22 protein-coding genes and 1 pseudogene are annotated in these 22,561 nt (G+C 72.3%); 9 read left to right on the forward strand and 14 right to left on the reverse strand.

Annotation, left to right across the window (positions count from 1 at the left end):
* Positions 1-13: 13 nt before the first annotated feature.
* Positions 14-370, reverse strand: a complete 357-nt coding sequence (gene hisI / locus D1J60_RS09765; RefSeq protein WP_185899203.1) for a phosphoribosyl-AMP cyclohydrolase — start codon at positions 368-370, stop codon at positions 14-16.
* A gap of 93 nt (positions 371-463) precedes the next feature.
* Here hisI and D1J60_RS09770 point away from each other — a divergent pair, with 93 nt between their 5' ends.
* Positions 464-1,096, forward strand: coding sequence for a TIGR03085 family metal-binding protein (locus D1J60_RS09770; RefSeq protein WP_125594528.1), 633 nt, complete (start codon positions 464-466; stop codon positions 1,094-1,096).
* A 109-nt stretch (positions 1,097-1,205) separates the two neighbouring features.
* On the opposite strand, the gene hisF is transcribed toward D1J60_RS09770, so the two are convergent.
* From hisF to hisH, 4 genes are read right to left on the reverse strand one after another with little or no spacing between them, the layout of a single operon-like run.
* Positions 1,206-1,961, reverse strand: a complete 756-nt coding sequence (gene hisF / locus D1J60_RS09775) for an imidazole glycerol phosphate synthase subunit HisF (RefSeq protein ID WP_125594529.1) — start codon at positions 1,959-1,961, stop codon at positions 1,206-1,208.
* Entirely contained in the window at positions 1,958-2,344 is a 387-nt protein-coding gene (locus tag D1J60_RS09780; protein ID WP_125594530.1) for a RidA family protein, read from the reverse strand. Before D1J60_RS09780 ends, hisF begins: the two co-directional genes overlap by 4 nt.
* Positions 2,341-3,069, reverse strand: coding sequence for a bifunctional 1-(5-phosphoribosyl)-5-((5-phosphoribosylamino)methylideneamino)imidazole-4-carboxamide isomerase/phosphoribosylanthranilate isomerase PriA (gene priA / locus D1J60_RS09785; RefSeq protein ID WP_125594531.1), 729 nt, complete (start codon positions 3,067-3,069; stop codon positions 2,341-2,343). Before priA ends, D1J60_RS09780 begins: the two co-directional genes overlap by 4 nt.
* The gene (hisH, locus tag D1J60_RS09790) at positions 3,069-3,728 is read right to left on the reverse strand and encodes an imidazole glycerol phosphate synthase subunit HisH (protein WP_125820846.1); all 660 of its coding nucleotides are present in this window, start codon (positions 3,726-3,728) and stop codon (positions 3,069-3,071) included. The genes priA and hisH overlap by 1 nt, the downstream gene beginning before the upstream one ends.
* A gap of 163 nt (positions 3,729-3,891) precedes the next feature.
* On the opposite strand from hisH, the pseudogene D1J60_RS09795 reads away from it, so the two are divergent.
* Positions 3,892-5,094, forward strand: a pseudogene (locus D1J60_RS09795) (RNA-guided endonuclease TnpB family protein).
* 14 nt (positions 5,095-5,108) lie between these two features.
* Here D1J60_RS09795 and D1J60_RS37200 read toward each other — a convergent pair.
* Genes D1J60_RS37200 through hisD form a run of 4 tightly spaced genes read right to left on the reverse strand, consistent with a single transcriptional unit; the run spans position 5,109 to position 8,300 of the window.
* A complete protein-coding gene (locus tag D1J60_RS37200; RefSeq protein WP_164720866.1) occupies positions 5,109-5,276 on the reverse strand; it encodes a hypothetical protein in 168 nt (55 codons plus the stop codon).
* Positions 5,277-5,278: 2 nt separating this feature from the next.
* Positions 5,279-5,872, reverse strand: a complete 594-nt coding sequence (hisB, locus tag D1J60_RS09800; RefSeq protein ID WP_125594533.1) for an imidazoleglycerol-phosphate dehydratase HisB — start codon at positions 5,870-5,872, stop codon at positions 5,279-5,281.
* Positions 5,869-6,981 (reverse strand): histidinol-phosphate transaminase, encoded by a 1,113-nt coding sequence (locus D1J60_RS09805; RefSeq protein WP_125820847.1) that lies wholly within the window; start codon positions 6,979-6,981, stop codon positions 5,869-5,871. Before D1J60_RS09805 ends, hisB begins: the two co-directional genes overlap by 4 nt.
* Complete coding sequence (gene hisD / locus D1J60_RS09810; protein WP_125820848.1) at positions 6,978-8,300, reverse strand: histidinol dehydrogenase; 1,323 nt, start codon at positions 8,298-8,300, stop codon at positions 6,978-6,980. The genes D1J60_RS09805 and hisD overlap by 4 nt, the downstream gene beginning before the upstream one ends.
* Before the next feature lie 122 nt (positions 8,301-8,422).
* On the opposite strand from hisD, the gene D1J60_RS09815 reads away from it, so the two are divergent.
* From D1J60_RS09815 to ybaK, 3 genes are read left to right on the forward strand one after another with little or no spacing between them, the layout of a single operon-like run.
* Complete coding sequence (locus D1J60_RS09815) at positions 8,423-10,012, forward strand: oxidoreductase (protein WP_125820849.1); 1,590 nt, start codon at positions 8,423-8,425, stop codon at positions 10,010-10,012.
* Positions 10,013-10,053: 41 nt separating this feature from the next.
* The gene (locus tag D1J60_RS09820) at positions 10,054-10,794 is read left to right on the forward strand and encodes an LON peptidase substrate-binding domain-containing protein (protein ID WP_125594537.1); all 741 of its coding nucleotides are present in this window, start codon (positions 10,054-10,056) and stop codon (positions 10,792-10,794) included.
* Between the two features lie 4 nt (positions 10,795-10,798).
* Positions 10,799-11,293 carry a Cys-tRNA(Pro) deacylase gene (gene ybaK / locus D1J60_RS09825; RefSeq protein WP_125820850.1) on the forward strand — a complete coding sequence of 165 codons (495 nt, stop codon included), beginning with the start codon at positions 10,799-10,801 and terminating at the stop codon, positions 11,291-11,293.
* A 242-nt stretch (positions 11,294-11,535) separates the two neighbouring features.
* Here ybaK and D1J60_RS09830 read toward each other — a convergent pair whose 3' ends face one another.
* The 4 genes from D1J60_RS09830 to D1J60_RS09845 form a co-directional block, all read right to left on the reverse strand.
* Positions 11,536-12,159, reverse strand: a complete 624-nt coding sequence (locus D1J60_RS09830) for a hypothetical protein (protein WP_241253199.1) — start codon at positions 12,157-12,159, stop codon at positions 11,536-11,538.
* A 47-nt stretch (positions 12,160-12,206) separates the two neighbouring features.
* Entirely contained in the window at positions 12,207-12,995 is a 789-nt protein-coding gene (locus D1J60_RS09835) for an ABC transporter permease (RefSeq protein ID WP_125820852.1), read from the reverse strand.
* The gene (locus D1J60_RS09840) at positions 12,992-13,966 is read right to left on the reverse strand and encodes an ABC transporter ATP-binding protein (protein ID WP_125823944.1); all 975 of its coding nucleotides are present in this window, start codon (positions 13,964-13,966) and stop codon (positions 12,992-12,994) included. The genes D1J60_RS09835 and D1J60_RS09840 overlap by 4 nt, the downstream gene beginning before the upstream one ends.
* 91 nt (positions 13,967-14,057) lie before the next feature.
* Positions 14,058-15,344, reverse strand: a complete 1,287-nt coding sequence (locus D1J60_RS09845; RefSeq protein WP_125820853.1) for an NYN domain-containing protein — start codon at positions 15,342-15,344, stop codon at positions 14,058-14,060.
* A 214-nt stretch (positions 15,345-15,558) separates the two neighbouring features.
* On the opposite strand from D1J60_RS09845, the gene D1J60_RS37205 reads away from it, so the two are divergent.
* Positions 15,559-15,723 (forward strand): hypothetical protein, encoded by a 165-nt coding sequence (locus D1J60_RS37205; RefSeq protein ID WP_164720867.1) that lies wholly within the window; start codon positions 15,559-15,561, stop codon positions 15,721-15,723.
* Positions 15,724-15,814: 91 nt separating this feature from the next.
* Here the strand turns inward: D1J60_RS37205 and dnaE are convergent, their stop codons facing one another.
* Entirely contained in the window at positions 15,815-19,357 is a 3,543-nt protein-coding gene (gene dnaE / locus D1J60_RS09850; RefSeq protein WP_125598660.1) for a DNA polymerase III subunit alpha, read from the reverse strand.
* Between the two features lie 178 nt (positions 19,358-19,535).
* On the opposite strand from dnaE, the gene D1J60_RS09855 reads away from it, so the two are divergent.
* From D1J60_RS09855 to D1J60_RS09865, 3 genes are all read left to right on the forward strand, one after another.
* On the forward strand, positions 19,536-20,861 hold the full coding sequence (locus tag D1J60_RS09855) for a DUF2252 domain-containing protein (RefSeq protein ID WP_125598657.1): 1,326 nt from the start codon (positions 19,536-19,538) through the stop codon (positions 20,859-20,861).
* An 83-nt stretch (positions 20,862-20,944) separates the two neighbouring features.
* Positions 20,945-21,640, forward strand: coding sequence for a hypothetical protein (locus tag D1J60_RS09860; RefSeq protein ID WP_125820854.1), 696 nt, complete (start codon positions 20,945-20,947; stop codon positions 21,638-21,640).
* Between the two features lie 49 nt (positions 21,641-21,689).
* The gene (locus tag D1J60_RS09865; RefSeq protein ID WP_125820855.1) at positions 21,690-22,484 is read left to right on the forward strand and encodes a DsbA family protein; all 795 of its coding nucleotides are present in this window, start codon (positions 21,690-21,692) and stop codon (positions 22,482-22,484) included.
* Positions 22,485-22,561: the final 77 nt, after the last annotated feature.

Here is a 22,561-nt window from a genome sequence, read left to right on the forward strand (position 1 = left end):
GGACCCTAACTGGCTAGCGGCCGTCGCCGAAAAGGACATCGTCGTCGAAGCAGGTGCGGGCGCCCGTGTGGCAGGCGGCGCCGACCTGGTCGACCTTGACGAGCACGGTGTCCGCGTCGCAGTCGAGGGCGACGGACTTCACGTGCTGGAAGTGGCCGGAGGTGTCCCCCTTGACCCAGTACTCCTGCCGGCTGCGGGACCAGTAGGTGCAGCGGCCGGTGGTGAGGGTGCGGTGCAGGGCCTCGTCGTCCATCCAGCCGAGCATGAGCACCTCGCCGGTGTCGTACTGCTGGGCGATGGCCGGGACCAGGCCGTCCGGGGAGCGCTTGAGGCGGGCTGCGACGGCGGGGTCGAGTGAGGTCGTACTCATGGGCCCCATTGTGCCGCGCGGAAGGACCCGTTACGGATCACCGTCCGCCTGGTGGGCAGCCGCGCGGCCGGCCGCGGCCGTAGGCTGGCCCGTATGTCTACCCATGCGAAGCGTGAACGGCTGCTGCTGGCGGACCTTCTGGAGGCTGCGGGACCGGAGGCGCCGACGCTGTGCGACGGCTGGACCTGCCGGGACCTGGCGGCGCACGTGGTGGTGCGCGAGCGCCGCCCCGACGCGGCGGGCGGGCTGCTGCTGAACGTGCTGAAGGGCCGCCTCGACCGGGCGATGGCCGAGTACGCGGCCAAGCCGTACGAGGAGCTCATCCAGCTGATCCGCACCGGCCCGCCGAAGCTGTCCGTGTACGCGTTGAAGCAGATCGACGAGGCGGCGAACGCGGTGGAGTTCTACGTCCACGCGGAGGACGTGCGGCGCGCGCAGCCGGACTGGTCGCCGCGGACGCCGGACCCGGTGTTCTCGGACGCGCTCTGGTCCCGGCTGGAGAAGCTGGCCCGGCTGACGGGCCGCCGCTCGCCGGTGGGCCTGGTGCTGCGCCGCCCGGACGGGCGCACGGCGGTGGCGCACAAGGGCGTACCGGTGGTGACGGTGACCGGGGAGCCGGGCGAGCTGACGCTGTTCTGCTTCGGCCGGCAGAACGCGGCCGCGGTGGAGCTGGACGGCGAGAAGGAGGCCGTCGCGAAGCTGACGGTCGCCCAGCTGGGCATCTGACACGCCGACGCGCCCCGGGCACCGCCCGGCCGTGCCCAGCCTCCCGGGCTCCGGGCCGCCGCGGCGGCCCCCGGCCGCCCCGAGCGGGGCGGCCGGGACCGGCCAGGGCTCAGCGGACCGGGTGGCCGGCTTCCCGCAGGGCGCCCTTGACCTCGGAGATCCGCAGGTCGCCGAAGTGGAACACCGAGGCGGCCAGGACCGCGTCGGCGCCCGCGCCGATGGCGGGCGCGAAGTGCTCCAGCCTGCCCGCGCCGCCGGAGGCGATCACCGGGACGGTGACGTGCCGGCGCACGGCCGCGATCATCTCGGTGTCGTAGCCGTCCTTGGTGCCGTCGGCGTCCATGGAGTTCAGCAGGATCTCCCCGGCGCCCAGTTCGGCCGCCCGGTGCGCCCACTCGACGGCGTCGATGCCGGTGCCCCGGCGGCCGCCGTGGGTGGTGACCTCGAAGGAGCCGGTCTCCGTACGGCGGGCGTCGACCGACAGGACGAGGACCTGGCGGCCGAAGCGCTCGGCGATCTCCTGGATCAGCTCGGGCCGGGCGATGGCGGCGGTGTTGACGCCGACCTTGTCGGCGCCGGCCCGCAGCAGCTTGTCGACGTCGTCGGCGGTGCGGACGCCGCCGCCGACCGTGAGCGGGATGAACACCTGCTCGGCGGTGCGCCGCACCACGTCGTAGGTGGTCTCGCGGTTGCCGGAGGAGGCGGTGATGTCGAGGAAGGTCAGCTCGTCGGCGCCCTCGGCGTCGTACAGCTTGGCCATCTCCACCGGGTCGCCGGCGTCGCGCAGGTTCTGGAAGTTGACCCCCTTGACGACCCGGCCGTTGTCCACGTCCAGGCAGGGGATCACTCGTACGGCGAGGGTCATCGCGCGGGCTCCTTGTACGCCTCGACCTCCACCTCGACGACCATGTTCGGGTCGACGAAGCCGGAGACGATGATCATGGAGGCGGCGGGGCGGACGGCGTCGAAGAGGGCCTTGTGGGCACGGCCCACCTCCTCCACGTCCCGGGCGTGCGTGAGGTACAGCCGGGTGCGGACCACGTCCTCGGCGCCCAGGCCGGCCTCGGCGAGCGCCTTGAAGGCCACCTCGAAGGCCTTGACCGTCTGGTCGTACGGGCCGCCCGCGTCGGCCGCGGTGCAGCCGGAGACCAGCACCAGGCCGTTGGGCAGGGCGACGGCGCGCGAGTAGCCGATCACGTCCTCGTAGGGGCCGCCGGAGGAGATCCGGCGCACTTCCGCGGAGCTCATGCGCGCACCGCCTCCAGGGCCTCTTCCAGGGTGAAGGCCTTGGCGTACAGGGCCTTGCCGACGATCGCGCCCTCGACGCCCAGCGGCACCAGCTCGGACAGCGCGCGCAGGTCATCCAGGGAGGACACGCCGCCGGAGGCGACGACGGGCCGGTCGGTGGCGGCGCAGACGTTCTTCAGCAGCTCCAGGTTGGGGCCGGTGAGGGTGCCGTCCTTGCCGATGTCGGTGACGACGTAGCGGGCGCAGCCCTCGGAGTCCAGGCGGGCGAGGGTCTCGTAGAGGTCGCCGCCCTCGCTGGTCCAGCCGCGGCCCTTGAGGGTGGTGCCGCGCACGTCGAGGCCGATGGCGATCCTGTCGCCGTGCTCGGCGATGGCCTTGGCGGCCCACTCGGGGGTCTCCAGGGCGGCGGTGCCGAGGTTGACGCGGGTGCAGCCGGTGGCGAGGGCCGCGGCGAGGGTGGCGTCGTCGCGGATGCCGCCGGACAGCTCGACCTTGATGTCCATCGCACGGGTGATCTCGGCGACCAGGGCGCGGTTGTCGCCGGTGCCGAAGGCGGCGTCCAGGTCGACGAGGTGCAGCCACTCGGCGCCGGAGGCCTGCCAGGCGAGGGCCGCCTCCAGCGGGGAGCCGTAGGAGGTCTCGCTGCCCGACACGCCGTGCACGAGGCGTACGGCCTGGCCGTCGCGGACGTCGACCGCGGGGAGCAGTTCAAGCGTGTTCGGCATCAGAGGGTCTCGATCCAGTTGGTGAGGAGCTGGGCTCCGGCGTCGCCGGACTTCTCGGGGTGGAACTGGGTGGCCCACAGGGCGCCGTTCTCCACCGCCGCGACGAACCGCTCCCCGTGCGTGGCCCAGGTGACCCTGGGGCCCTTGATCCGGGGGTTGGTGACCTCCAGCGTCCAGTCGTGGGCCGCGTAGGAGTGCACGAAGTAGAAGCGGGCGTCGGCGTCCAGCCCGGCGAAGGCCTGGCTGTCGGCCGGTGCCTCGACGGTGTTCCAGCCCATGTGCGGGACGACGGGGGCCTTGAGCGGGCCGACGGTGCCGGGCCACTCGTCGAGGCCCTCGGTCTCCACGCCGTGCTCGATGCCGCGCTCGAAGAGGATCTGCATGCCGACGCAGATGCCCATGACGGGCCGCCCGCCGGACAGCCGGCGGCCGATGATCCAGTCGCCGCGCGCGTCCTTGAGGCCCTTCATGCAGGCGGAGAAGGCGCCGACACCGGGCACGAGGAGCCCGTCGGCGTCCATGGCCCGGTCGTAGTCGCGGGTGATCTCGACGTCCGCGCCGACGCGCGCGAGGGCGCGCTCGGCGGAACGGATGTTGCCGAAGCCGTAGTCGAAGACGACGACCGTCTTGTTCCGTCTGGCGGGACTAGCGGCGCTCATCCCAACCTCCTTGCGTGAAAACTCCCGGCTCCCGCCGGGGAGGAAACTCGTCTGCGGCTCGGGACCACACCCGGGCGCGGTGCCGCTGCGTGATGCCGTGACCTGTACTTGTGTTCTGTTCGTGGCCGCCCCTAGCGTGCGGGGCGTGGGGACCGATTCTTCCGTGAAGCGGGCGTTCAAGTACCGCTTCTATCCGACGGCCGAGCAGGCGGCCGAGTTGTCGCGGACGTTCGGCTGCGTGCGCAAGGTCTACAACATCGCCCTCGCCACCCGCAGTGAGGCGTGGTCGGCGCGTGGCGAGAGGATCGGGTACGCGCAGACGTCGGCCATGCTCACGGGGTGGAAGCGGACGGCGGAGCTGTCGTACCTGTCCGAGGTGTCCTCGGTGCCACTGCAGCAAGCCCTGCGGCACCTGCAGCACGCTTTCACCGGCTTCTGGGCCAAGCGTGCGCGTTACCCCCGCTTCAAGTCGAAGCGGAAGTCCCGGGCCTCGGCCGAGTACACGCGCAGCGCCTTCCGCTATGTCGACGGCCGACTGACCCTGGCGAAGATGTCGGAGCCGCTGCACATCGTGTGGTCCCGGCCGCTCCCCCAGGGCACAGTGCCTTCCACGGTCACCGTCTCCCGGGACGGCGCCGGGCGCTGGTTCGTGTCCCTGCTGTGCGAGGACGCTCCTGTGCCGATGCAGGTCACCGCTGCGGCGGTGGGCATCGACGCCGGACTGACCGCGCTCCTGGTCCTCTCTACTGGTGAGAAGATCCGCAATCCCAGGCACGGGCACCGTGACCGGGAACGCCTCGCGAAGGCCCACCGGGCGCTGTCCCGGAAGGAGAAGGGCAGCCGGAACCGGGTCAGGGCCCGCGCCCGCGTGGCGCGGGTCCATGCCCGGATCGCGGACCGCCGCCGCGACCACCTGCACAAGCTGACGACTTGACTCGTGCGCGAAAACCAAACGCTCGTGATCGAGGACCTCGCCGTCCGCAACATGCTCAAGAACCGCGGACTGGCCCGTGCCGTCTCCGACGCGGGCTGGCGCGAGCTGCGGGACATGCTGGAGTACAAGGCGGCCTGGTACGGGCGCACCCTGGTCACCGTGGACCGGTGGTTTCCCAGCACGCGCCTGTGCTCGGCCTGTGGGGTGATCGCCGAGCCGATCCCCCTGGAGGTCCGCGAGTGGACGTGCGATCACTGCGGGACCACCCACGACCGGGACGGGAACGCCGCGATCAATCTTCTGGCCGCCGGGCTGGCGGTCACTGCCTGTGGAGCGGGCGCAAGACCTCATCGGGAGTCCTCCTCTCGGTTGGGGCGGTCCGTGGTGAAACAGGAAACCCCGCCCGCGAGGGCGGGACTCCCCTCCCGGTAGGGAAGGGGAGCAGGTCAATCCCAGATTCCTTGGATTCGCAGGACTCCCGCGGCCAGACACATCACGGAGCCGAGGGCGAGCAGAATGATCACCGATTTCGGCATCTTCTGCTTCTGGAAGGAGTAGACGCCCCCGGCCAGGAACAGGCCGAGGACGATCAGGACGGTGTTGAGGCCGTTCACGGCTAGAGGGCGCCCTTCGTGGAGGGCAGGATGCCGGCGGCGCGCGGGTCGAACTCCGCGGCGTAGCGCAGGGCCCGGGCGAGGGCCTTGAACTGGCACTCCACGATGTGGTGGGCGTTGCGGCCGTACGGGACGTGGATGTGCAGGGCGATCTGCGCCTGCGCGACGAAGGACTCGAAGATGTGCCGGGTCATCGTCGTGTCGTACTCGCCGATCATCGGCGCCATGTTCTCGGGCTCGGTGTGCACGAGGTAGGGGCGGCCGGAGAGGTCCACGGTCACCTGGGCGAGGGACTCGTCCAGCGGGACGGTGCAGTTGCCGAAGCGGTAGATGCCCACCTTGTCGCCGAGGGCCTGCCTGAAGGCGGCGCCCAGCGCGAGGGCGGTGTCCTCGATGGTGTGGTGGCTGTCGATGTGCAGGTCGCCGTCCGTCTTGACCGTGAGGTCGAAGAGGCCGTGGCGGCCGAGCTGGTCGAGCATGTGGTCGTAGAAGCCGACACCCGTCGAGACGTCGACCTTGCCGGTGCCGTCGAGGTCTATCTCGACGAGGACCGAGGTCTCCTTCGTGGTGCGCTCGACCCGTCCGATGCGGCTCATGCCTGCTGCTCCTTCTTCAGTGCGCGAACCGCTTCCAGGAACGCGTCGTTCTCGGCCGGCGTGCCGGCGGTGACCCGCAGCCGGCCCGGTACGCCGTTGTCCCGGACCAGGACGCCCTGGTCGAGGATCTTCTGCCAGGCGGTGTGGGAGTCCTCGAACTTCCCGAACTGGATGAAGTTCGCGTCGGACTCGGTGACCTCGTAGCCGAGGGACCGCAGCTCGGTGACGAGGCGGTCCCGCTCGGCCTTGAGCTGCTCGACGTAGCCGAGCAGGGTGTCGGTGTGCTCCAGGGCGGCCAGCGCGGTCGCCTGGGTGACGGCGGACAGGTGGTACGGCAGGCGTACGAGCTGCACGGCGTCGACGACGGCGGGGTGCGCGGCCAGGTAGCCCAGGCGCAGGCCCGCGGCGCCGAAGGCCTTGGACATGGTCCGGGAGACCACCAGGTGGGGGCGGCCCTCGATCAGCGGGAGGAGGGAGTCGCGGTGGGAGAACTCCACGTACGCCTCGTCCACGACCACCAGGGAGGGCTTGGCCGTCTGGGCGGCCTCGTAGAGGGCGAGGACCGTCTCCGCCTCGACCGCGGTGCCCGTGGGGTTGTTGGGCGAGGTGATGAACACGACGTCGGGGGCGTGCTCGGCGATGGCCCGCTCGGCGGCCGCCACGTCGATGGTGAAGTCCTCGCGGCGGGGGCCGGAGATCCAGCCGGTGCCGGTGCCGCGCGCGATGAGCGCGTGCATCGAGTACGAGGGCTCGAAGCCGATGGCCGTGCGCCCCGGGCCGCCGAAGGTCTGGAGCAGCTGCTGGAGGACCTCGTTGGAGCCGTTGGCGGCCCAGACGTTCTCCTTGGCGACCGGGTGCTTGCCGGTACGGGTGAGGTAGGCGGCCAGCTCGGTGCGCAGCTCGACCGCGTCCCGGTCGGGGTAGCGGTTGAGGGTGCGGGCGGCGTCGGCGACGCGCTCGGCGATGCGCCGCACCAGCGGCTCGGGCAGCTCGTACGGGTTCTCGTTGGTGTTCAGCTGGACGGGGACGTCGAGCTGCGGGGCGCCGTAGGGGGTCTTGCCGCGGAGCTCGTCGCGGATGGGCAGGTCGTCGATCCCGATGGTGGTCACTGTCCGGGCACCTTCCATCCGAAGCGGGCCTTCAGGGCGGCGCCGTGCGCGGGCAGGTCCTCGGCCTCGGCGAGGGTGACCACGTGGTGGGTGACCTCGGCGAGGGCGTCGCGCGTGTAGTCGACGATGTGGATGCCGCGCAGGAAGGACTGCACGGACAGGCCGGAGGAGTGGCAGGCGCAGCCGCCGGTGGGCAGGACGTGGTTGGAGCCGGCGCAGTAGTCGCCGAGGGAGACCGGCGCCCAGGGGCCGACGAAGATCGCGCCGGCGTTGCGGACCCGGGCCGCCCAGGCGGCGGCGTCGGCGGTCTGGATCTCCAGGTGCTCGGCGCCGTACGCGTCGACGACCTTGAGGCCGTCCTCCAGGCTGTCGACCAGCACGATCGCGGACTGCTTGCCGGCGAGGGCGGGCTTGATCCGGTCCTCGACGTGCTTGGTCGCGGCGACCTGCGGCTCCAGCTCCTTCTCGACGGCTTCCGCGAGCTCCGCGGAGTCCGTGACGAGGACGGCGGCGGCCAGCGGGTCGTGCTCGGCCTGGCTGATCAGGTCGGCGGCGACGTGGACCGGGTCGGCCGTGGAGTCCGCGAGGACCGCGATCTCGGTGGGGCCGGCCTCGGTGTCGATGCCGATCCTGCCGGTGAAGTAGCGCTTGGCGGCGGCGACCCAGATGTTGCCGGGGCCGGTCACCATGTTGACCGGCAGGCACTCCTCGGTGCCGTACGCGAACATCGCGACGGCGACGGCGCCGCCGGCCGCGTACACCTCGTCCACGCCGAGCAGCGCGCACGCCGCCAGGATGGTCGGGTGCGGCAGGCCGCCGAACTCCTTCTGCGGCGGGGACGCGAGCGCGATCGACTCGACGCCCGCCTCCTGGGCCGGGACCACGTTCATGACGACGGAGGACGGGTACACGGAGCGGCCGCCGGGCGCGTACAGGCCGACGCGCTCGACCGGAACCCACTTCTCGGTCACGGTGCCGCCGGGGACCACCTGGGTGGTGTGCTCGGAGCGGCGCTGGCCCCGGTGCACGATCCGGGCGCGCCGGATGGACTCCTCCAGGGCGGCGCGGACGGCCGGGTCCAGCTGCTCCAGGGCGTCCGTGAGGGCCTGCGCGGGTACCCGGACCTGCGTGAGTTCGACCCCGTCGAACTTCTGCGCGTACTCGATCAGCGCCGCCGTGCCACGATGATGGACGTCCTCGCAGATGGGCCGCACCTTCTCCAGGGCGGCTTCCACGTCGAACTCGGCACGGGGCAGCAGGTCGCGCAGGGCGCCGCCCTCGGGGAGGGCGTCACCGCGCAGGTCGATACGAGAGATCACGTCCCAATTCTCTCAGACCGCCTCCCACCGCCGTCCGCCCGTATCACTGGCTGATACACGCCCCGGACGTCACCGGCGCCCCTTAGCGTTCTCGTACACGTGAATGACAGCGGGGGGCTGGCGTGACCGAAGTGCAGGGGGACGTACGGCCGGATGGCCTGACCGGGGCCGAACGGCGGATGTGGGAGGCCTTCCGCGCGGGCACGGTCTGCGACCTCGGCGCCCGTGACGCCGGGCTGGACGATCCGCACTCGGGGCGCGTCTGGGGGCCGGAGCGCCGGGTCCGGGCGGAGGTGGTGGCGCACCTGCTGCTGGCCGGGCCCGCGCCCCTCCCGGGGCGGGTGGGGCGGCTGAAGCTGCGCGGTGCGCAGATCACCGGGCTGCTGGACCTGTCCGGGGCCGCGGTCACTCCGTACGTGGAGATCCGCGCGTGCCGCTTCGACGGCGAGGTCCAGGTCTCCGAGACCCGGTTCGGCACGCTCCGGCTGGACAACTGCGCGGTCCCCCGGCTGGAGGGCGCCCGCCTGCACACCGAGGGCGACCTGCACCTGGCGCGCTGCCGGGTGGCGCGCGGGATCCGGCTGACCGACGCCCAGATCGGCACCGACCTGCTGCTCAGCCACAGCGTGGTCCACCGGGACCACCGGGGCCGGGCCATCGCCGCCGACGGGCTGGCGGTGGCGCAGGACCTCCAGGCGGACATGCTGGAGACGCACGGCGAGGTGAGCCTGCGCGGCGCGAAGGTGGGCGCCTCGATGAGCCTGCGCGGGGCGCGGCTGAGCAACAGCGACGGCCGGCGGGCGCTGAACGCCCCGACGCTGACGGTGGAGCGGACCCTGTACCTGACGTCGATCGGCCTGTCCTCCTCGACGGCCGACCCGGAGCGCCCGTACGACTGGGGCCGGACCCCGACGACGGGCGGGCCGGCGCAGCGCTTCGAGTGCCGGGGCGGGCTGCGGCTGGACGACGGCCGGTTCGGCGACTCGGCCGACTTCTACGGGGCCCGGTTCGAGCTGCGCGCGGACCAGGAGGTGTCGTTGCGGCGGGTCCAGACGCCGGAGCTGCGGTTCGTGGGCGAGGCGCCGGAGCGGGGCCGGGTGGTGGTCTCGGGGGCGAAGGTGGTCAAGCTGGTGGACCGGTCGACGAGCTGGCCCGGGCGCGACCGGGTGTCGATGGAGGGCTTCGTCTACGAGGTGCTGGCGCCCCGCGGCCACTTCCCGCTGTCGCGCCGGCTGGAGTGGCTGGAGGCGGCCACCCCCGAGTACTCGCCCGAACCGTACGAGCGGCTGGCCGCGGTGCTGCGGGCCGGCGGGGAGGACGCCGGGGCCCGCGAGGTGCTGGTGGCGAAGCAGCGCTGCCGCCGGGCGACGCTGCCGCCGGCCGCGCGGGCCTGGGGGTACCTCCAGGACTGGACGGTGGTGTACGGGTACCGGCCGGGGCGGGCGGCGCTGTGGATGGCGGTGCTGTGGGCGGCGGGCACCCTGCTGTTCCTGCGGCACGAGCCGGCGCCGATCAAGGCGGACGAGCATCCGCAGTGGGACGCGGCGCTGTACGCGCTGGACCTGCTGCTGCCGGTGATCGATCTCGGCCAGCAGGGGCAGTGGAAGCTGGAGGGCGGCTGGCAGTGGGGGTCGGCGGCGCTGGTGCTGCTGGGCTGGATCCTTGCCACGACGGTGGCGGCGGGTGCGTCGCGGCTGCTGAGGCGGGGTTAACGGGTGACGGGGCGGGCCGTCCGGCCACTACCCTGTGCCTCGTGACCACCGTTCGCCTGCCCCTCTTCCCGCTGAACTCGGTGCTGTTCCCGGGCCTCGTGCTGCCGCTGAACGTCTTCGAGGAGCGGTATCGCGCCATGATGCGCGAGCTGCTGAAGTCCGGGGAGGACCAGCCGCGCCGGTTCGCGGTCGTCGCGATCCGCGACGGCCGGGAGGTGGCCCCGACCGCGCCCGGGCTGCCGGACCAGACGGCGCTGCCCGAGAAGGGCCCGGCGGCCGGGTTCGGCACCGACCCGATCCAGGCGTTCCACCGGGTGGGCTGCATCGCGGACGCGGCGACGATCCGGGAGCGGGAGGACGGCAGCTTCGAGGTGCTGGCCACCGGCACGACCCGGGTGCGGCTGGTGTCGGTCGACGCGTCGGGGCCGTTCCTGGTGGCGGAGCTGGAGGAGCTCGCGGAGGACGCGGGCGAGGGCGCCGGCGCCCTGTCCGAGGGGGTGCTGCGGGCCTTCCGCAGCTATCAGAAGCGGCTGGCGGGGGCCCGTGAGCGGTCCCTGGCCTCGGGGCCGGACCTGCCGGACGAGCCGTCGGTGGTGTCGTACCTGGTGGCGGCCGCCGCCGTGCTGGACACCCCGTCGAAGCAGCGGCTGCTCCAGGCGCCGGACACGGCGACGCGTCTGGCGGAGGAGCTGAAGCTGCTGCGCACGGAGACGGCGGTCATCCGCCACCTCCCGTCGCTGCCGGCGGTGGACCTGACCCGTACCCCGACGAGCCCGAACTGAGGCCATGGCGAAGAAGAGGCCGCAGCCGGCCGGCACCCCGGCCATCACCGCCCTGACCGGGGCGGGGGTGGCGTTCACCACCCACGCCTACGAGCACGACCCCGCGCACCCCTCGTACGGGGAGGAGGCGGCCGAGGCGCTGGGCGTCTCCCCGGAGCAGGTGTTCAAGACCCTGGTCGCCGACGTGGACGGGGCGCTGACGGTGGCGGTGGTCCCGGTGTCGGGCTCGCTGGACCTGAAGGCCCTCGCGGGCGCGGTGGGCGGGAAGCGGGCGGCGATGGCCGATCCGGCACTGGCGGAGCGCACCACGGGCTACGTGCGGGGCGGGATCTCCCCGCTGGGGCAGCGGCGGCGCCTGCGGACGGTGCTGGACGCGTCTGCCCGCGGCCACGCCACGATCTGCGTCTCGGCGGGCCGCCGCGGCCTGGAGGTCGAGCTGTCCCCCGCGGACCTGGCGGCCCTCACGGACGCGGTCCTGGCCCCGATCGCCCGCCCGTAGCCCTCCCGGCCGGGGCCCGGCGCCGCTGCGCGGGGCGAGGTCCCCTACCCGCCCTTCCCCCGTTCCCAGGGGCGCTGCCCCTGACCCCGTTGCGCTCAAACGCCGCGCGGGCTGGATACATCCAGCCCCGCCGGCGTTTGAGGCGCGGGGGTCTGGGGGCGGAGCCCCCAGGGGGTCCGGGCACAGCCCGGGGAACGGGCGAAGGGCGGGGCGGGGAGCAGCCCCGCGCAGCGGGCCGCCCGTCAGGACTGGGGGGTTTCCGGGGTCGCGTGGACGTGTGGCGGCGGGTACTCGCCCTCCCAGGGCGCCGGCGCGGGGTCCCGGGGGCCCCAGACGGCCGTCAGGGCCAGGTGGGCGGCGACGGCCGCCATCGGCCACACCAGCAGCACCCCGTACGCCATCAGCTGCAGCGGAGCGTCGAACGGCACGCCCTTGCCCGCCTTCGCGGCCGCGGCCGCCACGTCCCCGCCGGGGCTCAGCCAGAGCCCGAGCCGCCACCCGGCCAGGGAGGCGAAGCAGGCCCCCACGGCCAGCCCGATCACCAGCGGCACGCCCCCGCGCCGGCGCCACAGGAACACCGCGACCGCGGTGAGCACGCCCAGCCCCAGCGCCAGCAGGAAGAACGTGCCGTCGGCGCCGATCCGCGCCTCGCTCTCGGTGTCGCGCAGGAAGACGGCCTCACCGTTGGAGACGTACTGCGCGCGCGGTGCGAGCCACGTCCACAACAGCCCGAGGAGCACCCCGGACAGGCCCACCGCCAGGGTGACGGCGGCCGCGTCGCGGATGTCCGCCGGGGTGACGGCGGCCTCCGGCTCGGGGAGCGGGGGCAGGGTCGGCTGCTGGTGCGGGGTCACGGCTTCGGTCACCCCCACATCGTGCCAGGTGCGGCCGCGTCCGGCGTCGGCGACCGGCGTCAGCGGACCGCGGCCCGCCGGTACGCCCAGGTGGCCACGGCCAGGGACAGCACGCCGACGGCGGCGCAGACGCCGAGGTCGAGGAGGACGGCCGTCCAGTCGGGGTGCGGGGCGAAGGTCTCCGCGAAGGCCTCGACCCCGTACGTGGACGGCAGCAGGTCCCGCGCCCACACGATGACGTCCGGCATCCGCTCGGCCGGGAGCACGCCCAGCAGCAGCGCTGCCGACATGCCCAGCTGCCCGGCCAGCGTGGCCAGCTCCTGGCGCGGCGCGAGCAGCCCGAGCGCGGCGCCGAGTCCGGCGAGCGCGGCCCCGGCCAGGGGGACGACGGCGGCGAGGATCCACAGGCCGCCCATCGGCAGGCCGAACAGCACGCAGCCGAACACGGCCGTGACCAGCGTCCCCGGCAGGGTGAAGGAGGCGTACGCGGCGGCCGCGCCGAGCACCACCGAGGCGGGCGGCACGGGCAGGGTGGCGTAGTGGTCGAGGCCCCCGCCGGCCCGCAGCTGCCCGAAGTACTGCGCGAGCAGGTTCAGCGCGACGAAGGCGACGACGAGGACGGAGGAGCCGGCGACGACGGCACGGGCCTCGGAGCCGCCGCCCCCGTCGACGACGCCCCGCATCAGGATCATGATGCCGACGGACTGGAAGGTGGCGACGAACAGCAGCGGTATCCGGGCGACCCGCGCCCGGGACAGCTGGGCCCGGTAGACGGCGGCGAGGGCGGGCAACAGCCGCGCCTTCGGGGCCAGGACGCCGACGGGGACGGCGGTGGCGGCAGTGGTCACGACTTGACCAGACCCTTCATCCGGCCGCCCAGCGCGAGGTACACGTCCTCCAGGCTCGGCGTGGCCAACGTGAAATCGTCGAGGGCGGCGAAGGCCGGGCCCGCGGTGACGGCGGCGACGGCCGCGCGGGCCTCGTCCTGCGGCACCCGCAGCACCCAGCGGCGGCCGGACTCGGCGGCCTTCGGGGCGAGCGCGGCCACCTCGGGCACGTCGAGCGGCGGGGCGGTGCGCCAGACGAGCTCCAGGCGGACCTCGTCGGAGACCTCGGCCTTGAGGCCGGCGGGGGTGTCGCAGGCGATGACCTTGCCGTGGTCGACGACGGCGACCCGGTCGAGGACGGTCTCGGCCTCGATGACGTTGTGGGTGACGAGCAGGACGGTGGCGCCGTGGGAGAGGCGGCGGCGGTCCACGGCCTCCCAGACGGCCCGCCGGGCCACGGGGTCCATGCCGGTGGTCGGCTCGTCGAGGACGAGGACGGGCCGCTCCCCCACCAGCGCGGCGGCGAAGCAGGCCAGCCGGCGCTGTCCGCCGGAGAGCTTCTTCAGGGGGCGCCCGGCGATCGAGGTGAGCCCGAGTTCCTCCAGTACGTCGTCCCGTGCGGCCCGGGCCTCGCGCGCGCCGAGGCCGCGCAGGCGGCCGGTGGTCTCGGCGGCCAGCGCGACGGTGAGTTCGTCCAGGGCGGTGGACTCCTGGCCGAGGTAGGCCAGCAGCCGGGAGGCCCGCTCGGGGTGGCGCACGAGGTCGTGGCCGAGGAGGGTGACGCTGCCCGCGTCGGGGCGCATCAGGCCGGTGAGCTGGCGGACCAGGGTGGACTTGCCGGCGCCGTTGGGGCCGAGCAGGCCGAAGACCTCGCCGCGCCGGACCTCCAGGGAGATCCCGTCGTTGGCGCGGGTCTCGGGCAGGGCGGGGGCCCCGCGCCGGCCGCGTACGGCGGGGTACGTCTTGACCAGGTCACGCACCGCGCAGACCACGTCCGAAGCGGCTCCGGCGGCCGCCGCCGTGGTCGTTCCTGCCTGTGCTGTGCCCGTGCTCACGAGGGAGCAGCCTACGCGGCTTCCGGCCCTACTCGGCCGCCGGGGTCATCGGGGCCTGGGGCACGGCGCCCGCCGGCCCGCCCACGTGCTCGGCTGCGGCGCGCACGTCGATCTCCCGCCAGAACCCGGCGCGGATGGCGTAGCGGTCGTGCTCGTCGATCTGGTCGTCCTTGTGGGCGAGGAGCCCGAACCGGGCGGCGTAGCGCAGCAGCTCCCCGTCGATGCGGTGCGGGACGCGGGGGTACATGGTGGCGAGTTTCTGCAGGTGGGCGGCTTCGGGGAGGCGTTCCATCCAGCGTCGGGCGAAGACCTGGCCGACCTCGAAGGGGTCTCCGCCGACGGTGGTGATGTCCTCCTCGCGGTCGGCCCAGCGCTGCTCGGCGCTGGTGAGCTGGGCGAGGGTGGGCAGGGAGGCGGTCTCGGCGGGTTCGCCGAGCGGGCCGGCGCGGTCGATCCACCCCTTGTCGGAGGACCAGCGCAGGGCGCTGCCCGCGGGGCCGGCGGCGGTGGGGGCGGCGGGCGCGGTGGCGGGGACGGCGGCGGGGGCGCGGAGCGCGGCGAGGTCCTTGGGGGTGGGGACGGGTTTGGCGCCTTCGGTGGCGGGCGCCGGTACGGGTGCTCCGTTCGGGCGGGGCTCGGGGGTGGCGGGGGTGCTGTTGCGGGCGGCTTCGGCGAGGGCGGCCTCGGGCAGGGGCGCGGAGAGGATCGCGGCGATCTCGGGGCGGGGGGCGGGCGGCGGGGGGCAGAGTCCGGCGAGGTCTCGGGCGCGGACGGCGCGGGTGATCCAGGCGCGGTCGAGCACGCGGCGTTCGTCGGCTTCGGCGACGAGGTCCTCGGACTGGTTGTAGTCGCCGTCGGCGGCCTGTACGGCCCAGAGGTGGACGGCGACGCCGTGTTCCTTGGCGGACATCAGGCCGGGCAGGAGGTCGCCGTCGCCGGTGACGAGGACCACGTCGGAGCAGGCCCGGTTGCGGGCGAGTTCGGTGAGTTCGGCGTGCATGGCGGCGTCGACGCCCTTCTGCGCCCAGCGGCCGTCGCTGCGGGTCAGGGCGCCGAGCCGGACGGTGACGCGGGGCATGACGCGGAGCCTGCGGTGTTCGGGCTGGGGGACCCGGTCGGGGGCGCCGTCGAACCAGTAGATCCGCAGGAGGGGCTGCTGGGTGTCGGCTTCGGCGCGTTCGCGCAGGCCCTGGATGAGGGCGGAGTGGTCGACGGTGATGCGGGAGCGGGAGGGTTCCCCGGCGAGCAGGCTCGCGGCGGCCCCCAGCAGGTATCCGGCGTCCACCAGGACGACGCAGCGGTCCACGCGTTCCACCCTCTTCCGTGGGGGTCCTCGACAGGTTTTCCCCGAGTCTGCCCGACCGCAAGGGCGTTGACGGCCGGAACTCGATCATCGGCGTGGCGTATCTCTCGGGGCGCCTCGAAAGCGGCCCCCCGACGCCCGTGTCAATGATCCAAAATGCGGGGTTTGTAGGGGTGTGTGAGTGTGAAGGCGGCCCTGGCCCCTACACACCCCACGGAGGCATTCCATGGCCAAGAACAAGAACCAGAAGCAGCCCGCCAAGCAGCAGCCCCGTTCGGGCGGCCAGGAGCGCAGTACGTCCGAGGTCTCGCCGGAAGAGCGCCCCTCGCAGTCGCCGAGTCCGCTGGACATGGCCCACAAGAGCAAGCAGAAGCGCTTCGGCCACAACTGACGCCGCGCGCACGCGTACGAAGGGCCCCGCCTGCAGCGTCGCCGGCGGGGCCCTTCGTGTGCGCGTGCGGGGGTACGGGCCCCCGTGCCGGCTATCCGGCCAGGCAGGAGGGGCCGAGCAGCACCTTGAGGTCGCCGAAGAGGGCGGGGTCGGGCTGGACCCGGTGCCGGTCCAGGCGCAGCACGGTGGTGGTGCGGGGGCCCTGGAGCTTGATCCGCACCTCGGTGTTGCCCTTGTGGTGGCGCAGGATCTCGCCCAGACGGGTCACCATCGGCGGGGTGACCTTGACGGTGGGGATGGTGAGGACGACGGGGGCGTTGGTGCCGGCGGAGGAGAGGTCGGGGACCATCATCTCCATGGCGACCAGGCGGGGGACGTCCTCGCGCTTGTCGAGGCGGCCCTTGACGAAGACGACGGTGTCCTCGACCAGCTGGGTGGAGACGAGCTGGTAGGTCGCGGGGAAGAACATGCACTCGATGGAGCCGGCCAGGTCCTCGACGGTGGCGATGGCCCAGGCGTTGCCCTGCTTGGTCATCTTGCGCTGGAGGCCGGAGATGATGCCGCCGATGGTGACGACCGCGCCGTCGGCGTGCTCCCCGCCGGTGAGCTGCGAGATCCCGGCGTCCGTCTTGTCGGACAGGACGTGTTCCAGGCCGAAGAGCGGGTGGTCGGAGACGTAGAGGCCGAGCATCTCCCGCTCCTGGGCGAGGAGGTAGGACTTCTCCCACTCGACGTCGGAGAACTCCACGTCGAGGCCGAAGCCGGGCTCGTCGCTGCCGCCCTCGTCACCCATTCCGCCGAACAGGTCGAACTGTCCCTCGGCTTCCTTGCGCTTGACGGCGACCACGTTGTCGATCATCGATTCGTGGTGGGCGACCAGGCCCTTGCGGGTGTGGCCCATCTCGTCGTAGGCGCCGGCCTTGATCAGCGACTCGACGGTGCGCTTGTTGCAGACGACGGCCTCGACCTTGTCGAGGAAGTCGGGGAAGGAGGAGTACTTCCCCTTCGACTTCCTGGTCTTGATGATCGAGTCGACGACATTCTGGCCGACGTTGCGGACGGCGGTGAGGCCGAAGAGGATCACGTCGTCGCCCTGGGCGGCGAAGTTGGACTCGGACTCGTTGACGTTCGGCGGGAGCACCTTGATGCCCATGCGCCGGCACTCGTTGAGGTAGATCGCGGACTTGTCCTTGTCGTCCTTGACCGAGGTGAGCAGGCCGGCCATGTACTCGGCCGGGTAGTTCGCCTTGAGGTAGGCGGTCCAGTAGGAGACCAGGCCGTACGCGGCCGAGTGGGCCTTGTTGAAGGCGTAGCCGGCGAAGGGGACCAGGACGTCCCAGAGCGCCTGGATCGCCTGGTCGCTGTAGCCGTTCTTGCGGGCGCCGGCCTGGAAGATCGTGAAGTTCTTCGCCAGTTCCTCGGGCTTCTTCTTGCCCATGACGCGGCGCAGGATGTCGGCCTCGCCGAGCGAGTAGCCGGCGATGATCTGGGCGGCCTTCTGGACCTGCTCCTGGTAGACGATCAGGCCGTAGGTGACCGCGAGCACCTCTTCGAGCGGCTTCTCCAGCTCGGGGTGGATCGGGGTGATCTCCTGCTGCTTGTTCTTGCGCAGGGCGTAGTTCGTGTGCGAGTTCATGCCCATCGGGCCCGGGCGGTAGAGCGCGGACACGGCGGAGATGTCTTCGAAGTTGTCGGGCTTCATCAGGCGCAGCAGGGAGCGCATGGGGCCGCCGTCGAACTGGAAGACGCCGAGGGTGTCGCCGCGCTGGAGCAGCTCGAAGGTCTTGGGGTCGTCGAGCGGGAGGGCCAGGAGGTCGATGTCGATCCCCTTGTTGGCCTTCACCATCTTGACGGCGTCGTCCATGATCGTGAGGTTGCGCAGGCCGAGGAAGTCCATCTTCAGCAGGCCGAGCGATTCGCAGCTCGGGTAGTCCCACTGGGTGATGGTGACGCCGTCGGTGTGCCGCACCCAGACGGGTACGTGGTCGGTGATCCTCTCGCTGGACATGATCACGCCGGCGGCGTGCACGCCCATCTGGCGGACCAGGCCCTCGACGCCGCGGGCGGTGTCGATGACCTTCTTCACGTCGGGCTCGTTCTCGTACATCCCGCGGATCTCGCCGGCCTCGCTGTAGCGGGGGTGCGAGGGGTCGAGGATGCCGGAGAGCGGGATGCCCTTGCCGAGGACGTCGGCGGGCATGGCCTTGGTGAGCCGGTCGCCCATGGCGTAGGGGTAGCCGAGGACGCGTGCGGAGTCCTTGATCGCGTTCTTGGCCTTGATGGTGCCGTAGGTCCCGATCATGGCGACCTTGTCCTCGCCGTACTTCTCGGTCACGTACCTGATCACCTCGACGCGCCTGCGCTCGTCGAAGTCGATGTCGACGTCGGGCATGGAGACGCGCTCGGGGTTCAGGAAGCGCTCGAAGATCAGGCCGTGCGGGATGGGGTCGAGGTCGGTGATGCCCATGGCGTACGCGACGATCGAGCCGGCCGCGGAGCCTCGGCCGGGGCCGACGGCGATGCCCTGGTTCTTGGCCCACATGATGAAGTCGGCGACCACGAGGAAGTAGCCGGGGAACCCCATCGAGATGATCGTGTCCATCTCGTACTCGACCTGCTTCATGCGGTCCTCGGGGATCCCGCCGGGGAAGCGGCGGTGCATGCCCCGCATGGTCTCCTCGCGGAACCAGGTGACCTCGGTGTAGCCCTCCGGGATGTCGAACTTCGGCATCAGGTTCCGGAACGTGAACATGCCCTCGGTGTCGATCTGGTCCGCGACCAGCTTCGTGTTGGCGCAGCCCTGCTGCCAGGCGTCCGAGGAGTCGATCGCGTACATCTCGTCGGTCGACTTCAGGTAGTAGCCGGAGCCGTCGAAGCGGAAGCGGTCGGGGTCCGAGAGGTTCTTGCCGGTCTGGATGCACAGCAGGGCGTCGTGGGCGCCGGCCTCGTGCGCGTAGGTGTAGTGCGAGTCGTTCGTGACCAGCGGCGGGATGCCGAGCTTCTTGCCGATCTCCAGGAGGCCGTCGCGGACCCGGCGCTCGATCTCGATGCCGTGGTCCATCAGCTCCAGGAAGTAGCGGTCCTTGCCGAAGATGTCCTGGTACTCGGAGGCCGACTTCAGGGCCTCGTCGAACTGGCCGAGGCGCAGACGCGTCTGGAGCTCGCCGGAGGGGCAGCCGGTGGAGGCGATCAGGCCCTCCGACCACTGGCTGATGGTCTCCTTGTCCATGCGCGGCCACTTCGTCAGCCAGCCCTCCTTGTACGCGTCGGAGGACAGCCGGAAGAGGTTGTGCAGGCCGGTGGCGTTCGCCGCCCAGATCGTCTTGTGGGTGTAACCGCCGGAACCGGAGACGTCGTCCCGCTTCTGGTGGGGCTGGCCCCACTGGATGCGGCGCTTGTTGCGCCGGGACTCGGGGGCGACGTACGCCTCGATGCCGATGATCGGGGTGATCCCGGCCTTCTGCGCGGAGTGGAAGAAGTCGTACGCCCCGTGGAGGTTGCCGTGGTCGGACATGGCGATGTGCGTCATGCCCATTTCATTGCAGGCAGCGAACATGTCCTTCAGCCGCGCGGCACCGTCCAGCAGCGAGTACTGGGTGTGGACGTGCAGGTGCGTGAACGGCGTCTTGGTCACGGTGGGGGCCTCCTGAGGAGAGAGGGGCGGCAGCTACGAATCCTACGTCCCACGAGTGACAGACCCGGGGCACCGACGGGTACGGTCGGCCGTTGCAGAAGTTGCAGAACCGGGAAGACCGGTCCGGCGTCCAGTCGGTCAGAAGCCGTACCACCCCTTGCACCAGGAGGCATCCGCCATGGCGGTCACCGAGACCACCGACGAGCAGCGCGCCGAGCAGATACTCGATGTGTTCGACACCGCATTCGGCCGGCTGCTCGCCGCCGACCCCGCCGCCTTCCAGGTCAAGTTCCGGAAGATGGCGGCCTCGGCCTTCGCCTTCTACCGGGGCACGGCCTGCCTCTTCTACGCCGACCTGGAGCGCGACCGGCACGGCGGCCCCTACCTGGACGAGCGCACCGGCCGGGTGTGGATCCACGGCGACCTGCACGCCGAGAACTTCGGCACGTACATGGACGCCAACGGCCGGCTCGTGTTCAACGTGAACGACTTCGACGAGGCGTACGTGGGCCCCTTCACCTGGGACCTCAAGCGGTTCGCCGCCTCCGTCGCCCTGATCGGCTACACCAAGGCGCTCAGCGACGAGCAGATCAGCTCCCTCGTGCGGACCTACGCGGCGGCCTACCGCGAGCGGATCCACCAGCTGGCCACCGGCGCCAAGAACGACGAGGTCCCCTCCTTCACCCTGGACACCGCCGACGGCGCCCTGCTCGGCGCCCTGCGGGCGGCCCGCTCGCGCACCCGCTTCGCGCTGCTGGACTCAATGACGGAGATCCGCGACCACGAGCGCCGCTTCACCTCGGACGCCGGGGCGATCGAGCTGGACGCGGCCACCCGCTACAAGGTGCTGGCCGCCTTCGACGGGTACCTGGAGACCCTGCCCGAGGAGTCCCTGGTGCGCCCGGACTCCTACCGCGTCAAGGACGTGGTGGGCCGCCGGGGCGTGGGCATCGGCTCGGCGGGCCTGCCCTCGTACAACATCCTGCTGGAGGGTCACAGCGACGCCCTGGAGAACGACGTCGTGATCTACCTCAAGCAGGCGCAGACCCCGGCCGCGTCCCGGCACATCACCGACCGGTCGGTCCGGGAGTACTTCCAGCACGAGGGCCACCGCACGGTGATCTCGCAGCGCGCCCTCCAGGCGCACGCCGACCCGTGGCTCGGCTGGACCGAGCTGGACGGCGCCGGGCAGCTGGTGGCGGAGGTCTCCCCGTACGCGGTGGACCTGGACTGGTCGGACCTGGACGACCCGGAGGAGATCGCGGCGGTGGTCGCGGACCTGGGCCGGGCCACGGCCACCATGCACGCCTCGGCGGACGAGGCCGAGAGCGGGCAGTCCCTGGTGCCGTTCTCCACCGAGCGGGCCATCGACGCGGTGATCGCCGCGGACGAGGAGGGCTTCCCCGAGCTGCTGGTCGACTTCGCCCACGCCTACGGGGCCCGGGCCCGCGCCGACCACCAGATCTTCGTGGACCTGTTCCGCAACGGCCGGATCATGCCGTAGGCCCTCCGGGAGCGGGGCCCGGCCTGGCCGACAGAACACCCCGCGCTCCCGGCCTCACAGGAACCCGTGGCAGACTCGCGGCGATGGACATATCAGGGGTGAGGATCCGAGGGCTGCGGGCCGCGCTGTTCAGCGCGCTCGTCGTGCTGCTCTCGGCCGGGTCCCACGTGCTCATGTCCCGGGTCCCGCTGCCGCCCTCGATGGTCGCCGGGGCCTTCGCCGGGGTCTTCACGGTCGCCTACGCGTTGGCCGGCCGGGAGCGGGGCTTCGGCCCGATCGCCGCCCTGCTGGTGCCGCTGGAGCTGGCGGCCGACACCGTCTTCACCGCCGGCCAGCACCTCTGCTACGGCCCCGCCGGCGGGCCGGTGGCCGGGCCGCTGCGCGCGCTGGGCCTGGACGAGCTGTGCGGCGGGGCCCCGGTGGGCGGCCCGCTGACCGGGGTGGCCGGGCCCGCCGGGGATCCGGCGGCGCTGCTGGCCTCGCCGGGGCCGTGGACGCCCTGGCTGCTGCTCGGCGCGCACGTCACCGTCGGGCTGGCGGCGGCCGCGTGGCTGCGGCACGGCGAGCGGGCCCTGGTGCGGCTGCTGCGGGCGGTCGCCGCCTTCGCGTTCCGGCCGCTGCTGCTGGCCGTCGCCCCGGCCGGGACCGTCCCCGGGCGGGCCGGGCGGGCGCTGCGGCCGGTGTTCCGCGGCGCGGTGGCCCGTACCCGCTTCCCGGCGCATTCCGTGGGCCGGCGGGGTCCTCCCGTACGCGCGGCGCTCGTGATCGCGAGCGTCTGAGCACGTACGGCACCACCCCCTCGTCCCTTCCCGTTCCACGGAGATCACCATGAGTGCACGCAACAACCAGCAGAACAAGGCCGCCGCCCGCGAGCGGCTGCGCGTCGAGCGCGAGCAGCAGGCGAAGAAGGCCAAGGCCCGCCGCCAGCTGGTGGTGGCCGGCGCGGTCGTCGGCGTCCTCGCCCTGGCCGGCGTTGTCGGCTACGCCGTCGTCCAGGCGAGCGAGCCCGGCCACTGGGAGAAGGCCGCCAAGGCCGAGCTGGTCAAGCCGAAGAACACCACGGGCGAGGACGGCCTGACGGTGGTCGTCGGCAAGCCCGAGGCGAAGAAGACCCTGGAGCTGTACGAGGACTCGCGCTGCCCGGCCTGCGCCGCCTTCGAGCAGTCGGCGGGCGACCAGGTCAAGAAGGACGTGGAGGCGGGCAAGTACAAGCTCCGCTACTTCGGCGCGACCTTCATCGACAACGGCGTCAAGGGCGAGGGCTCGAAGAACGCCCTGAGCGCGCTGGGCGCGGCCCTGAACGTGAGCCCCGAGGCCTTCCTGGAGTACAAGGGCGCGCTCTACTCGAAGGCGCTGCACCCCGAGGAGACCAACGACGCCTTCGCCAAGGACGACTACCTGCTGAAGGTCGCGGACACCGTCCCGGCGCTGAAGGACAACGCCGAGTTCAGGAAGGCCGTCCAGGACGGCACATACGACCGGTGGGCGATGGACATGTCGGCCGCCTTCGAGAAGTCCGGCGTGACGGGCACCCCGACGCTGAAGATGGACGGCAAGAAGATCGAGACCCCGGCGACGGCGGAGGCCTTCACCGCGGCCATCGACAAGGCGCTCGCGGGCTGATGCCCTGACAGATCCGGACATGGCTCCGGAAACACCGCACACGGGCGGGCGAACTCCTCGAGTTCGCCCGCCCGTTG

The organism is Streptomyces sp. W1SF4, assembly GCF_003950035.1.
GTDB lineage: Bacteria > Actinomycetota > Actinomycetes > Streptomycetales > Streptomycetaceae > Streptomyces > Streptomyces racemochromogenes.

What these genes read in the sequence shown, in the direction of transcription:
- hisI (WP_185899203.1), bottom strand. Translation starts at nt 370, where the DNA reads ATGAGTACGACCTCACTCGACCCCGCCGTCGCAGCCCGCCTCAAGCGC.
- D1J60_RS09770 (WP_125594528.1), top strand. Translation starts at nt 464, where the DNA reads ATGTCTACCCATGCGAAGCGTGAACGGCTGCTGCTGGCGGACCTTCTG.
- hisF (WP_125594529.1), bottom strand. Translation starts at nt 1,961, where the DNA reads ATGACCCTCGCCGTACGAGTGATCCCCTGCCTGGACGTGGACAACGGC.
- D1J60_RS09780 (WP_125594530.1), bottom strand. Translation starts at nt 2,344, where the DNA reads ATGAGCTCCGCGGAAGTGCGCCGGATCTCCTCCGGCGGCCCCTACGAG.
- priA (WP_125594531.1), bottom strand. Translation starts at nt 3,069, where the DNA reads ATGCCGAACACGCTTGAACTGCTCCCCGCGGTCGACGTCCGCGACGGC.
- hisH (WP_125820846.1), bottom strand. Translation starts at nt 3,728, where the DNA reads ATGAGCGCCGCTAGTCCCGCCAGACGGAACAAGACGGTCGTCGTCTTC.
- hisB (WP_125594533.1), bottom strand. Translation starts at nt 5,872, where the DNA reads ATGAGCCGCATCGGACGGGTCGAGCGCACCACGAAGGAGACCTCGGTC.
- ybaK (WP_125820850.1), top strand. Translation starts at nt 10,799, where the DNA reads ATGGCGAAGAAGAGGCCGCAGCCGGCCGGCACCCCGGCCATCACCGCC.
- D1J60_RS37205 (WP_164720867.1), top strand. Translation starts at nt 15,559, where the DNA reads ATGGCCAAGAACAAGAACCAGAAGCAGCCCGCCAAGCAGCAGCCCCGT.
- D1J60_RS09855 (WP_125598657.1), top strand. Translation starts at nt 19,536, where the DNA reads ATGGCGGTCACCGAGACCACCGACGAGCAGCGCGCCGAGCAGATACTC.
- D1J60_RS09860 (WP_125820854.1), top strand. Translation starts at nt 20,945, where the DNA reads ATGGACATATCAGGGGTGAGGATCCGAGGGCTGCGGGCCGCGCTGTTC.
- D1J60_RS09865 (WP_125820855.1), top strand. Translation starts at nt 21,690, where the DNA reads ATGAGTGCACGCAACAACCAGCAGAACAAGGCCGCCGCCCGCGAGCGG.